10 protein-coding genes are annotated in these 12,585 nt (G+C 72.4%); 6 read left to right on the top strand and 4 right to left on the bottom strand.

Annotation, left to right across the window (positions count from 1 at the left end):
• Positions 1-8 precede the first annotated feature (8 nt).
• The gene (locus tag VGN74_RS03615; protein ID WP_327445989.1) at positions 9-1,577 is read left to right on the top strand and encodes a carboxylesterase/lipase family protein; all 1,569 of its coding nucleotides are present in this window, start codon (positions 9-11) and stop codon (positions 1,575-1,577) included.
• A 10-nt stretch (positions 1,578-1,587) separates the two neighbouring features.
• Here VGN74_RS03615 and VGN74_RS03620 read toward each other — a convergent pair whose 3' ends face one another.
• Positions 1,588-3,372 carry an IlvD/Edd family dehydratase gene (locus tag VGN74_RS03620; protein WP_327445990.1) on the bottom strand — a complete coding sequence of 595 codons (1,785 nt, stop codon included), beginning with the start codon at positions 3,370-3,372 and terminating at the stop codon, positions 1,588-1,590.
• Positions 3,373-3,500: 128 nt separating this feature from the next.
• Here VGN74_RS03620 and VGN74_RS03625 point away from each other — a divergent pair, with 128 nt between their 5' ends.
• The 5 genes from VGN74_RS03625 (at position 3,501) to VGN74_RS03645 (ending at position 9,361) form a co-directional block, all read left to right on the top strand.
• Entirely contained in the window at positions 3,501-4,376 is an 876-nt protein-coding gene (locus VGN74_RS03625; RefSeq protein WP_327445991.1) for an SMP-30/gluconolactonase/LRE family protein, read from the top strand.
• A gap of 44 nt (positions 4,377-4,420) precedes the next feature.
• Positions 4,421-5,623, top strand: coding sequence for a DNA cytosine methyltransferase (locus tag VGN74_RS03630; protein ID WP_327445992.1), 1,203 nt, complete (start codon positions 4,421-4,423; stop codon positions 5,621-5,623).
• Between the two features lie 38 nt (positions 5,624-5,661).
• Positions 5,662-6,729: an extracellular solute-binding protein gene (locus tag VGN74_RS03635; protein WP_327445993.1), complete on the top strand. Its 1,068-nt coding sequence runs from the start codon at positions 5,662-5,664 to the stop codon at positions 6,727-6,729.
• A gap of 125 nt (positions 6,730-6,854) precedes the next feature.
• A complete protein-coding gene (locus tag VGN74_RS03640; RefSeq protein ID WP_327445994.1) occupies positions 6,855-8,348 on the top strand; it encodes an iron ABC transporter permease in 1,494 nt (497 codons plus the stop codon).
• Complete coding sequence (locus tag VGN74_RS03645) at positions 8,345-9,361, top strand: ABC transporter ATP-binding protein (protein ID WP_327445995.1); 1,017 nt, start codon at positions 8,345-8,347, stop codon at positions 9,359-9,361. Before VGN74_RS03640 ends, VGN74_RS03645 begins: the two co-directional genes overlap by 4 nt.
• Positions 9,362-9,370: 9 nt before the next feature.
• Here the strand turns inward: VGN74_RS03645 and VGN74_RS03650 are convergent, their stop codons facing one another.
• The 3 genes from VGN74_RS03650 to VGN74_RS03660 all read right to left on the bottom strand — a co-directional run bounded on the left by VGN74_RS03650 (position 9,371) and on the right by VGN74_RS03660 (position 12,555).
• Entirely contained in the window at positions 9,371-10,993 is a 1,623-nt protein-coding gene (locus VGN74_RS03650; protein ID WP_327445996.1) for an AbgT family transporter, read from the bottom strand.
• A 153-nt stretch (positions 10,994-11,146) separates the two neighbouring features.
• Positions 11,147-11,659, bottom strand: coding sequence for a group 1 truncated hemoglobin (locus VGN74_RS03655; protein WP_327445997.1), 513 nt, complete (start codon positions 11,657-11,659; stop codon positions 11,147-11,149).
• Positions 11,659-12,555: a DUF3034 family protein gene (locus VGN74_RS03660; protein WP_327445998.1), complete on the bottom strand. Its 897-nt coding sequence runs from the start codon at positions 12,553-12,555 to the stop codon at positions 11,659-11,661. The genes VGN74_RS03655 and VGN74_RS03660 overlap by 1 nt, the downstream gene beginning before the upstream one ends.
• Positions 12,556-12,585: the final 30 nt, after the last annotated feature.

A 12,585-nucleotide genomic window follows, 5' to 3' on the forward strand; every position in this document is an offset into this window, starting at 1 on the left:
AGGACGTCATGCTCAACCGTCGCGCCGTGATCGCCGCCGCGCCTGTGGCGGCCCTCGCCGGAGCGTGGAACACCCGGCCGGCCCCGCAGGTGATGACCACCGCCGGGCCGGTCATTGGCGGCCATGACGGCCCGGTCGCGGTCTTCCGCGGGTTGCGCTACGGGCGGGACACGCGTCTGGATCGCTTCGCGCCGCCGCGGCCGGCCGAGCCCTGGAGCGCGCCGGTCGAGGCGACCGCCTATGGCCCGGCCTGTCCTCAGCCCGGCAGCCAGTCCGGCACGTCGGAAGACTGTCTGTTCCTGAATGTCTGGACGCCCGGCCTCGATGACGCGCGCCGGCCCGTGCTCGTCTATATCCATGGCGGAGGGTACGCGACCGGCTCGGGCTCGGACCCCCTGTACGACGGGACCCGGCTGGCGCGCCGGCGCGACGCCGTGGTGGTGACCCTGAACCACCGTCTCGGCCCGCTCGGTTACGCCTGGCTGGCGCGGCTGGCGCCCGGCTTCGGGGCCTCGGGCAATGCGGGACAGCTGGACCTGATCCTCGCCCTGAGCTGGGTGCGGGACAACATTGCCCGGTTCGGCGGCGACCCGGAGTGCGTGACCGTGTTTGGCCAGTCGGGCGGCGGGGCCAAGATCGCCACCCTGATGGCCATGCCCGGCGGCGCCGGCCTGTTCCATCGGGCCCTGACCATGAGCGGGCAGCAGGTCACGGCGTCCGGGCCGATCAACGCCACGCGCCGGGCCACGGCGTGGCTGGAGGGTCTGGAGCTCACCCCTGAGCAGGCCGCCGCGGTGCGAACCCTGCCGGTGGAGCGCCTGATCGCGGCCGGCCGCCGGACCGATCCCGTGCTCGGCTATGGCGGCGTCTATTTCGGACCGGTGCTCGACGACGACGCTCTGCCGCGCCATCCCTTCTATCCCGACGCGCCGGCGCAGTCGGCCGGCATCCCCATGATCATCGGCCAGACCGCCGACGAGACGCTCGCCTTCCTCGGCAATGATCCACGCAACGCCGGCCTGACGTGGGAGACGCTGCCGCAGCGGCTGACGCCGGAGCAGCTGCGCATCGATGTCGCTCCGGAAACGGTGATTGCTGTCTATCGGCGCATGAGGCCTGACCTGTCGCCGGACCAGGTGCTGATCGCCGCCACCACCGCGGGCCGGTCTTGGCGCGCCGCCCTGATCGAGCTGGAGCTGCGAGCCGCGCAGGACGCGCCGACCTGGGCGTGGCAGCTGGACCTTCCGGCGCGGCTGCCGAGCGGCCGGACGGGCGCCTACCACACCGCCGACATCCCGCTGGTGTTCGACAACATCGGCGCGCCCGGGTCAGGCTATGCGGCGGAGGATCTGCGCGGCGACGCCCAGGCGCTGGCGGACGCCCTCGGCGAGACCCTGATCGCCTTCGCCCGGCACGGCGCGCCGCCGGCGCAGGGGCCGCTGGGTCCGTGGCCGCAGTATCGCCTGCCGGAGCGGGCGACGATGATCCTCGACCGGACGTCCCGCGTCATGCACGACCCGCGCGGCGATGAGCGGCGCTTCTTCGCCCGCATCCCTTACGTCCAGCCCGGGACCTGAGCCGACCGCCTCAGTGGTTGTGGCGCGGCGGGCCGAGGGTGTCGACGATGCGGTGGTACTTGATGGCCGGCTCCAGCACGGCGCCGGTTTCCAGCTGGCCGACCGTGGCGCGCTGCATCTCCTGCCAGGGCGTCTGGCTGGCGGGATAGCGATAGCCGCCCGCCGCCTCGAGCGCCTCGCGGCGGGCGTCGAGCTCGGCGGCCTCGACAAGCACATCGACCCGCCGCGTGTTCAGGTCGACGCGCAGGCGGTCGCCGTTGCGCAGCAGCGCCAGATCGCCGCCGGCGGCCGCTTCCGGCGAGGCGTTGAGGATCGACGGCGATCCCGAGGTGCCGGACTGCCGCCCGTCGCCGATGCAGGGCAGGGCGGCGACGCCCTCGCGGATCAGATAGGCCGGCGGCCGCATGTTGACGACCTCGGCCGCGCCCGGGTGCCCGATCGGACCGGAGCCGCGCATGACGAGGATGTGGCTGTCGGTGATGCCCTCGGCCGGATCATCGATCCGGTGGTGATAGTCTTCAGGCCCGTCAAAGACGACGACCGGTCCCTCGAAGGCGTCGGGGTCGTCCGGGTTGGAGAGATAGCGGGCGCGGAACTCGGGGCTGATGACGCTGGTCTTCATCAGGGCGCTGGTGAACAGGTTGCCGCTGAGCACGAGGAAGCCCGCATCGTTGACGAGCGCCGTCTCGTGCGTGCGGATCACGTCCGGCAGGACGATTTCGGCGTTGCGGCAGTTCTCGCCCATGGTGCGGCCGTTGACGGTCAGGGCGTCCTCGTGGATGCGGCCATGACGCATCAGCTCGGCCACCACGGCAGGCACGCCGCCGGCCTGGTGGTAGTCCTCGCCGAGGTATTTGCCGGCCGGCTGCAGGTTGACCAGCAGCGGCACGTCGTGACCGACCTCCTCCCAGGCCTGCAGCGGCAGGTCGACGCCCACATGACGCGCCAGCGCGGTCAGGTGGATGGGGGCGTTGGTCGAGCCGCCGATGGCCGAGTTGACGACGATGGCGTTCTCGAACGCCTGGCGCGTCAGGATCTTCGACGGCTTGAGGTCCTCATAGGCCATCTCGACGATGCGCTTGCCGGTGCGCCAGGCCATCTGGCCGCGCTCGCGGTACGGGGCCGGGATCGCCGCCGAGCCCGGCAGGCTCATGCCCAGCGCCTCGGTCAGGCTGTTCATGGTGGTGGCCGTGCCCATGGTGTTGCAGTAGCCGACCGACGGAGCCGAGGTGGCCACCAGCTCGATGAAGCCCTCGTAGTCCAGCTCGCCGGCCGCCAGCTTCTGGCGCGCGCTCCAGATGATCGAGCCCGAGCCGACCCGCTCGCCCTTGAGCCAGCCGTTCAGCATCGGTCCGACCGACAGGGCGATCGCCGGGATGTCGACGGTGGCCGCCGCCATCAGGCAGGCCGGCGTGGTCTTGTCGCAGCCGATGGTCAGAACCACGGCGTCGATCGGATAGCCGTAGAGCAGCTCGACGAGGCCGAGGTAGGCGAGGTTCCGGTCCAGCCCGGCGGTCGGCCGCTTGCCGGTTTCCTGGATCGGATGGACCGGAAACTCCATGGCGATGCCGCCGGCCTCGCGGATGCCCTCGCGCACCCGCGCTGCCAGCTCGAGGTGGTGCCGGTTGCAGGGCGACAGGTCCGACCCGGTCTGGGCGATGCCGATGATCGGCTTGCCGGACCTGAGCTCCTCGAGCGTCAGGCCATAGTTCAGATACCGCTCCAGATAGAGCGCGGTCATGTCGGGATTGGTCGGATCGTCGAACCAGGCCCTGGAGCGGAATGTGCGGGTCATGCCCGCTTCTACCGCGCGGCAATTAGTCAGACAATATGGCGCTCAAATCAGGTGACCGGGGTGGCGACCCGGACGTCGGAATGCAACCTTGCCGCCTGCACTTCCCGAATCCCGAACGGAGATCGCCGATGACCGCCCTGTCACCCGACGCCGCCCCCGAGCTGGTCTGGGACCTGAAGGCGGAGCTGGGCGAGGGGCCGGTCTGGGACGCCGCCCGGGGTCTGGTCTGGAGCGTGGACATCAAGGGCCGCCGTCTCCACGCCTATGGCCACGCGGATGGCAGCCGGCAGAGCTGGGACGCCCCGGACCAGATCGGCTTCGCCCTGCCGACCGAGGACGGCGCGCTGATCTGCGGCGTCCGCGGCGGGCTGCACCGTTTCGACCCGGCCACGGGGGAATTCAAGCTCGTCCAGCCAGTGGAGGCCGACCGCCCGGGCAACCGGCTGAACGACGGCTTCATCAGCCCGGACGGCGCCCTCTGGTTCGGCTCGATGGACGACGGTGAAATGGTCCGCTCGGGCGCGCTGTATCGCTACGCCGGCGGCGAGCTGGCCCGTGTGGACGATGGCTATGGCGTCACCAACGGCCCGGCGATGAGCCCCGACGGCCGGACGCTCTATCACCACGATACGCTCGAGAAGCTGATCTACGCCTTTGACCACGTGGACGGGCGGCTGAGCGGCAAGCGGCGCTTCGCGGTCACCGGCGAGGGTTATCCGGACGGTCCCAGCGTCGATGCGGCCGGGGTGCTTCATGTGGGCCTGTTCAACGGCTGGGGCGTCGGCCGCTGGGCCCCGGACGGGACGGCGCTGCCGATCCTGCCGCTGCCTGTGCCGGCGGTGACCAAGGCGGCCTTCTGCGGGCCGGACCTGAAGACCCTGTACTGCACGACGGCCTGGCTGGGCATGGATGCGGCGCGGCGCGCCGACCACCCGCTGGCCGGCGGCCTGTTCCGCCTGCGGGTCGACACTCCGGGCCTGCCCCAGGCCCTGTTCCGCGGCTGAGCCGCCGCTCTGGACGGCAGGGCCCCTGCGGGTCAGCGTGGGCCATGGCTGATTCCAGCGACCCGAGCCGGCTGCGGCCCGCGCCCGCCGATGCGCGGGGGCGGCCGGGCTTCTACGAGTTCTTCGCCGGCGGCGGCATGGTCCGCGCCGGCCTCGGGCCGGGCTGGCGCTGCCTGTTCGCCAACGACCTCGACCCGCGCAAGGCCCGCGCCTACCGCCGCAACTGGGGCGACGGGGGCGAGCTGACGGTCGGGGATGTGGCGGACCTGACGCCGGCGGATCTGCCGGGCCGGGCCGATCTGATGTGGGGCTCCTTTCCCTGTCAGGACCTGTCGCTGGCGGGGCAGGGGGCCGGGCTGGCGGGCGCGCGTTCGGGCGCCTTCCACGCCTTCTGGTCCCTGGTGACCGGCCTCGCCCGGGTCGGTCGGGCTCCAGGCCTCGTCGTGGTCGAGAATGTTTGCGGCACGATCACCTCGCGCGGCGGCCGCGACTTCGCGGTGATCTGTGAGGCCTTCGCCCGGGCCGGCTACCGCTTCGGGCCGCTGGTGATCAACGCCGACGCCTTCCTGCCGCAGAGCCGGCCGCGCCTGTTCATCGTCGGGGTGCGTGGCCAGCCCGGCGCCGATCTGACCTCGGCGGGGCCGGAAGCGCCCTGGCATACTCCGGCGCTGGTGCGCGCGGTCGCGCAACTGGCGCCGGATGTGCGCGCGCAACTGGCCTGGTGGCGGCTGCCGACGCCGACGGCCCCGCGCGCGGGGCTGGCCGATCTTCTGGAGCGCGACCTGCCGGCGGCCCGCTGGCACGCCCCCGCGCGGACGGCCGCCCTGCTGGACCTGATGTCGCCGGCCCACCGCGATCGGGTCGAGGCGGCGCGTCGCGCCGGCGGCCTGACCGTGGGCACGGTGTACCGCCGCACCCGCCCGGACGGCGCCGGCGGACGGGTGCAGCGGGCCGAGGTGCGCTTCGACGGGATCGCCGGCTGTCTGCGCACGCCGGCGGGTGGCTCCAGTCGCCAGACCCTGCTGGTGATCGACCGCGGCGAGGTTCGGTCGCGCCTGCTGACGCCGCGGGAGACGGCGCGGCTGATGGGATTGGATGACGCCTATGGGCTGCCGGACAGCGACACGGACGCCTATCATCTCACCGGGGACGGGGTGCCGGCGCCGGTGGTGGCCTGGCTCGCCCGCACCCTGTTCGAGCCCCTGCTCGGGGCGACCGCGCCCGTCGTGGCCTGCGACATGGGGTAACGGTTGCGAGCCGTTCTCAGGACTGCTAGGCGAGCGTCATGATCCGCGTTCTCAGCCCGTCCCGCTCCGCCGCCGTCGCCGCCGTGGCGACCGTCGCCCTCATCCTCGCCGCCTGCGGCCAGTCCGGCGACAATGCTGCGCCCGCCGCCGACGCCGGCGTGGTCAATGTCTATTCCTCGCGCCATTACGACGCCGACGAGGCCCTCTACGCCCGCTTCACCGAAGAGACCGGCATCCGCGTCAATGTGGTCGAGGGCAATGCCGACCAGCTGATCGCGCGCCTGCGGGCCGAGGGCGAGGCCAGCCCGGCCGATGTCTTCGTCGCCGCCGACGCGGGCGCCCTGTGGCGCGCCCAGGAGGCCGGCCTGCTGCAGGCGACCAGTTCGGAGACGATCAACAGCCGGATCCCGGCCAACCTGCGCGCCCCCGGCGGCGAGTGGTTCGGCTTCGCCCGGCGCGCGCGCATCGTCGCCTACGATCCGGCCCGGGTTCAGCCGTCGGAGATCGACACGTACGAGGAGATCGCCTCGCCGCGCTTCCGCGGCAAGCTGTGCGTCCGCTCGTCGGAGAGCGTCTACAACCTTTCGCTGGTCGGCGCCCTGATCGAGGCCTGGGGGCCGGAGCGGGCCCGCCAGTGGGTCGACGGCGTGGTGGCCAACATGGCGCGTCCGCCGGAAGGCGGCGACCGCGACCAGATCCGCGCCGTGGCGGCGGGCGTCTGCGAGATCGCCCTGACCAACAGCTACTACTTCATCCGCATGGGCAACGGCGAGGAGGCCGCCGACCGCGAGGTGGCCGGCAAGCTGCGCCTCGCCTATCCGTCGCTGAACGGGCAGGGCGCGCATGTGAACGTGTCCGGCGGCGGCGTCGCCGCCCACGCGCCGAACCGCGACAACGCCGTGCGTCTGCTGGAATTCCTGTCGACCCCGGAATCCCAGACGCTGGTCGCGCAGATGAACTTCGAATACCCGATCAGCCCTGACGTGGCCGCGCCGGCCCCGGTCGACGCCTATGCCAGCTTCCAGGCCAATCCGATGGCCGTGTCCCTGTACGGGCCGCGGCAGGCGGAAGCCCAGTCGATGATGAGCGCGGCGGGCTGGCGATAAGCGCCACCCTCGCCAGCGGGGGCCGCACAGGTCCGATCCGGCGCGCCCTGGCCGAGTGGTCAGGCTCGCCGCTGACCTGGCTTGGCCTGCTGGTCACCCTGACCCTGCTGCTGCCGCTGGGCGGCGTGGTCGCCGCGGCTCTCGGCCCGGGCGAGGCGGCCATCGCCCCGCGCGAGGTGATCCGCTACGCCGCCACCACCGCCGCCCTGGTGGGGCTGGTGGCGCTGATCTCGGGCGGTCTCGGGACCCTCGCCGCCTGGCTGGTGGCCATGCACCGCTTTCCCGGTCGGGGGCTGTTCAGCTGGGCCCTGGCCCTGCCGCTGGCGGCCCCGGCCTTCGCCGTCGCCTACGGCTATGCCGATCTGCTGGATGTGGCCGGGCCGGTGCGCACCGTCCTGCGCGCCGAGTTCGGCTTCGACCTGCCGCTGCGGATGCGTTCGCTCTGGGGCGCCGCCTTTGTACTGGGGCTGGCCTTCTATCCCTATACCTATCTGACCCTGCGCACGGCGCTGGAGAGCCAGGCGGCCCAGGCGGTCGAGGCGGCGCGGACGCTCGGGGCCGGGCCGTGGCGCGCCTTCAGCCGCGTCGCCCTGCCGATGGCCTGGCCGGCCGTCGCCGCCGGCCTGTCGCTGGCGGTGATGGAGACCCTGGCCGACTACGGGGCGGTCAAGTTTCTCAGTGTCCAGACCCTGACCACCGGCGTGGTCCGGGCCTGGTCGGTCTATGGTTCGCCGGATGCGGCGGCGCGCTTCGCCCTGCCGCTGCTGGGGGCCGCCGCGCTGCTGATCTGGATCGAGCGTGCAGCGCGGGGCCGGCGGCGCTTCGCGGCGACGGGGGGGCAGCGGCCTTTTCAGCCGGCGCGGCTGACCGGCGCGGCGGCGTTCGCGGCGACCCTGTTCTGCACCCTGCTGCTGGCGTTCGCCCTGCTCATTCCGGCCGCCTGGCTGGCCATTTCAGCGCTGCAGATCTCGCCCCAGTGGGGGCGTCTGGCCGAGGCGGCGGTGCGCACCGTGACGCTTGGCGGCGCCGGCGCGATCGCCACCGTCGGGCTGGCCGTGCTGCTGGCCCTGACCCTGCCGCGACTGGGCCCGGTCGCCCGCAGCGTCAGCCTTGGCTACGCCACGCCGGGCGCGGTCATGGCCATCGGCCTGCTGGCCCCGGCCGCGATCGTCTGGGGTCTGGCGCCCGGCGCGGCCGCCGGCTTCGGCTGGGGCCTGGCGCTGCTGGTCTATGCCTACGCCGCCCGGCTCGCGGCGGCCGCGCTGGAGCCCGTCGAGGCGGGCCTCGCCCGCGCCGGCCCGTCGGTCGTCGGAGCGGCCCGGCTGCTGGGCCGCAGCGAGGCCCGGGCCGCCTTCGGCGTGCGGTTGCCGGCGGCGCGCGGGGCCGTCTTCGCGGCCTTCCTGATCGTCTTCGTCGATGTGCTCAAGGAGCTGCCGGCGACGCTGATCCTGCGGCCGTTCGACTTCGACACCCTGGCGGTGCTGGCGTCCAACTACGCCCAGGACGAGCGGCTGGCCCAGGCCGGACCGCCGTCGCTGATGATCATCCTGCTGGCTTTGCCCGGCGTGATGTGGCTTAGCCGGCGCCTGGCCGATCCCCGGCGGGACCCCCTGACGTGACGCCCGACAGCCTCATCTGCACCCGCCTGACCCGTCGCTTCGGCAAGCGGCTCGCCGTGGACAGCGTCAGCCTGACGCTGGCGCCCGGGCGGATCACGGCCCTGCTCGGTCCCTCCGGCTGCGGCAAGAGCACCCTGCTGCGGATGATCGCCGGGCTGGAGCCGCTGGACGGGGGCGAAATCCGCTCCGGCGACGCGCTGATTGCCTCGCCGGCCGAGGCCTTGCCGCCCGAGCGACGCCGCATCGGGCTGGTGTTCCAGGACCACGCCCTGTTCCCGCATCTGAGCGTCCGGGACAACGTCGCCTTCGGCCTTGCGGGCCGTCCCCGCGCCGAGCGGCATGAGATCGCCGCGCGCTGGCTGACGCGGGTCGGGCTGGGCGATCGCGGCCGCGACTGGCCGCACCAGCTCTCCGGCGGCCAGCAGCAGCGCGTCGCCCTTGCGCGCGCCCTCGCCCCGGCCCCGCGGGCGGTGCTGCTCGACGAGCCCTTTTCCAGCCTCGACGCCCATCTGCGCGGCGAGGTGCGGCAGGACATCGCTGTCGCCCTGCGCGAGGCCGGGGCCGCGGCGCTCGTGGTCACCCACGATGCGCGCGACGCCATGCTGATGGCGGACGATCTGATCCTGATGGATCAGGGGCAGGTGCTGCAGGCCGGGTCGCCCGAGGCCTGTTACGCCCGGCCGGCGTCGCTCGACGCCGCCCGTCTGCTCGGGGACATCGAGGTCCTTTCCGGCGAGCGACGGGACGGCCGCGTGGAGACGCCGCTGGGCCGGTTCGACGCGCCAGGGCCGGACGGGCCCTGCCGGCTGATGTTCCGCCCCGAGGCCCTGACCCTCGATCCGGAAGGGGTCGAGGCGCGGGTGACCGCGCTGGCCTATGGCGGGGCGACCAGCGAGGCGCGGCTCCAGGCCGGCGAGGCCGGGGCGACCCTCGTGGCCGCGCCCGGCCGGCTGGCGGTCGGCGAGACGGTGCGGGTCCGGCTGGACCCCGCCGCCGTCCTGCCGCTGGACTGACCCGCCAGGTCAGCCCGGGGTGTAGAAGGTCGGCGATCCGGGCCCGACCGGCAGGTCCAGACCGAACACCCAGACGAAGAACAGGGCGCTCCACGCCAGGGTGAAGAAGATCGTGTAGGGCAGCATCATCGCGATCATGGTGCCGATCCCGACCTGTTTGTCGTAGCGGCTGGCCCAGGCGAGGATCAGGCCGAAGTAGCTCATCATCGGGGTGATGATGTTGGTGGTGGAATCGCCGATCCGGTAGGCGGTCTGGATCACTTCCGGCGAATAGCCGATCAGCATCAGCATCGGCACGAAGATCGGCGCGGTCAGGGCCCACTGGGCCGAGGCCGAGCCGATCATCAGATTGACGAAGGCGCAGATCAGGATGAAGCCGGCGAACACCGCCGGGCCGGTCATGCCGGTTTCCTGAAGCCAGGCGGCGCCCTTGACCGCGGTGATGGCCCCGAGGTTCGACCAGTTGAAGAAGGCGACGAACTGGGCGGCGAAGAAGACGATCACCAGGTAGAGGCCGAGCGTCGACAGGCCGGACGCCATGCCGTCGATGATGTCCCGGTCGTTGCGCACCGTGCCGACCACCCGGCCATAGGCGAAGCCGACCGCGAGGAAGAACAGCAGGATCCAGACGGCGAAGCCGCTGAAGAAGGGTGAGCGCAGCTGGTCGCCGGTCTCCGGGTCGCGCAAGACGCCCCATTCGGGCAGCAGGGTCAGGGCCATCAGGCCGAGGACCGCGAGGAGCGCCAGACCGGCCGCCGCCAGACCCTTGCGCTCGGGCGTCGTCAGGGGGGCGGCCCCATCCTCCTTCAGCACGGACGGATCGGCGCGGGAGGCGTCATAGGCCCCCAGCTTTGGCTCGACGATGAACAGGCTCACCAGAGAGCCGACGACCGTCACCAGCAGCGTCGAGACGACCATAAAGAAGTAGCTGGCCGTGGCGGTGACCGTATAGGTCGGGTCGATCAGCTGGGCCGCTTCCTCGGTGATGCCCGCCAGCAGCGGATCGATCGTGCCGATCAGCAGGTTGGCCGAATAGCCGCCCGACACGCCGGCGAAGGCGGCTGCCATGCCGGCCAGCGGGTGGCGACCCAGCGAATAGTAGACCGCGCCGGCCAGCGGGATGAGCACCACATAGCCCACCTCGGCGGCGGTGTTGGAGATCACGCCGGCGAAGACGATGACCACCGTCACGACCTTCGGCGAGGCGCTGAGCACCATGGCGCGCACGGTGGCGGAGAGCAGGCCGGACTTCTCGGCCACGCCGATGCCGAGCATGGCGACGAGCACCACGCCGAGCGGCGCAAAGCCGGTGAAGTTGCCGACCATGCCGGTGAAGATGCGCCGCAGCCCCTCGCCATTGAGCAGGCTGACGGCGGTGATCATGCCGTCCTCCGAGCGGCCGGGCGCGCCGAGCGGGCGCGGGTCCTCGACCGACAGGCCCAGGGCCCCGAACAGGCCGGACAGGAACACCATGCCGATCGCCAGGACGGCGAACAGGGTCACCGGGTGCGGCAGCAGGTTACCCAGCCACTCGACCCCGTCGAGGAAGCGGGTGAAGGCGCCGCGGCGGGCGGGGGGCGTCGGGGACGGCGGAAGCGGGCCGGCGGGGCCGGAGGGCGCGGCGTCGGTCATTCTGGGGTCCTGGATGTTCGGGCGGCGTCCCTTGCGGCTGCATCGGGACCACGGGCCGCGTCCCTATGGAACACGGAGCGTCAACCTTGATAGGCGGAAGGCCGCGACGGCTCAACGCGGTCCGGGCGATGCGCCGATCCGCCGCGCCCGCGTTCAGCGCGTCACAATGTCCGGCCGCATCGGGGCCAGCCTGGCGAGGAAGCGGTTCTGCGTCCGGAACGGGACACGCTCCGCCGTCATGGCCTGCTGCAGGTGCTCGACGAGGATGGCGAAATCCGAGGCCTGCAGGCCGATGTCGTCGTGGGCGTCCGCCATCGAGCGGCCCGTGTAGGTGCAGCCGCCGCCGAGGATGTAGCAGAACTGCTCCTTCAGCGTCCGGCGCAGGCGGACCATGTCGACGGCGTGAAAGATGGCGGCGGTGCGCGGGTCGGCGGCGGAGCGATCCAGCATGTCGTCGACGATGCGATCGACCCCGGCGGTTTCGCCGAAGGCCACCCACATGGCGCGTCCCTCGAACGGCGTCGCGCCGGCGTTCTCCGGGCCGGGCGTATAGGGTTCGACCGCTTCCTCGCCCGGCATGTGGTGGGGCGCCTGCTGGGCGAGGGCGGGACCTGCCAGGGCCGCGAGGCCGGCGAACGCGGCGATCGAAAGGGCGGTGTGGCGCATCAGAACCCTGCCTGCAGCGAGAGGTACAGCCCGCGCTGGTCCTCGAAGGTGGCGACCGAGCCGAGATCGACCCAGGCGGCGGTGACGGACACGGCCTTGTTGGGGGCCCAGGCCACGAACAGGTCCGCGGCGTCGTCCTCGCGGGCGAAACCAAGGTTGTCCGGGCGGCTGCGGTACTCGACCCCGGCGATCCAGTGGGGCGACATCAGGACGCCGACCGACCCCTCGAACTGGGCCGTGCGGTCGCGCTCCGCGTCGCCGCCGAAGCCGAGCAGGCCGGTCTGGTTGGCATTGGTCAGCCGCACGGCCCCGGACACGAGCACGCTCTCGGCCAGAAACAGCTTGGTGGCCGCCACATAGACGTCGGTGCCCTCATCATCGGCGCCGCCGACGGCCCGGATGACAGCGCCCTGGTCGGCGACCTTGTGCTGTACGCCCACGGCCACCTGCGGCATCCAGCTGTCGCTGGCGTAGACCGCATCGCCGAACAGCCGGATCTTCAGTCCGTAGACGTCCTGGCCGAAGGTGAAGCCGCGGCCGAGCCCCAGCGCCGCCCCGGTCGCGCCGGTGTCGAACTCCTGACGCGTCCAGGACAGCTCCACCCGATCCCAGAGGCCGACCGCCGCACCCCAGGCGCGCAGCTCGTAGTCCGGCAGGTCGACGACGGTCGCATGCACATTGCCGCCGATGCCATCTGCGGCGCCGTAGCCGGTGGTCACGGCCCAGGTCGCCAGTCCACCGCCGCCGGAGCCTTCGAGCGCTGACACGCCGCCGGTCAGCAGCAGCTTTCCGCCGGGGCGATTGTCCGGCAACCGGATCTGCGCCTCGGCGACGCCGGCGAGTCCCGCGCCCCAGAGCGCGGCCGCCGCGGCTCCGGCGAGAAGGAGTTTTTGCACGTGTCGCCCCCTTGCTGACCTTGAGGCGAT

It is taken from the genome of Brevundimonas sp., assembly GCF_035998205.1.
GTDB lineage: Bacteria > Pseudomonadota > Alphaproteobacteria > Caulobacterales > Caulobacteraceae > Brevundimonas.

Bases quoted from the DNA above. Each gene is read 5' to 3' on its own strand.
- VGN74_RS03615 (WP_327445989.1), top strand. From the start codon at position 9: ATGCTCAACCGTCGCGCCGTGATCGCCGCCGCGCCTGTGGCGGCCCTC.
- VGN74_RS03635 (WP_327445993.1), top strand. From the start codon at position 5,662: ATGATCCGCGTTCTCAGCCCGTCCCGCTCCGCCGCCGTCGCCGCCGTG.
- VGN74_RS03630 (WP_327445992.1), top strand. From the start codon at position 4,421: ATGGCTGATTCCAGCGACCCGAGCCGGCTGCGGCCCGCGCCCGCCGAT.
- VGN74_RS03655 (WP_327445997.1), bottom strand. From the start codon at position 11,659: ATGCGCCACACCGCCCTTTCGATCGCCGCGTTCGCCGGCCTCGCGGCC.
- VGN74_RS03625 (WP_327445991.1), top strand. From the start codon at position 3,501: ATGACCGCCCTGTCACCCGACGCCGCCCCCGAGCTGGTCTGGGACCTG.
- VGN74_RS03620 (WP_327445990.1), bottom strand. From the start codon at position 3,372: ATGACCCGCACATTCCGCTCCAGGGCCTGGTTCGACGATCCGACCAAT.
- VGN74_RS03650 (WP_327445996.1), bottom strand. From the start codon at position 10,993: ATGACCGACGCCGCGCCCTCCGGCCCCGCCGGCCCGCTTCCGCCGTCC.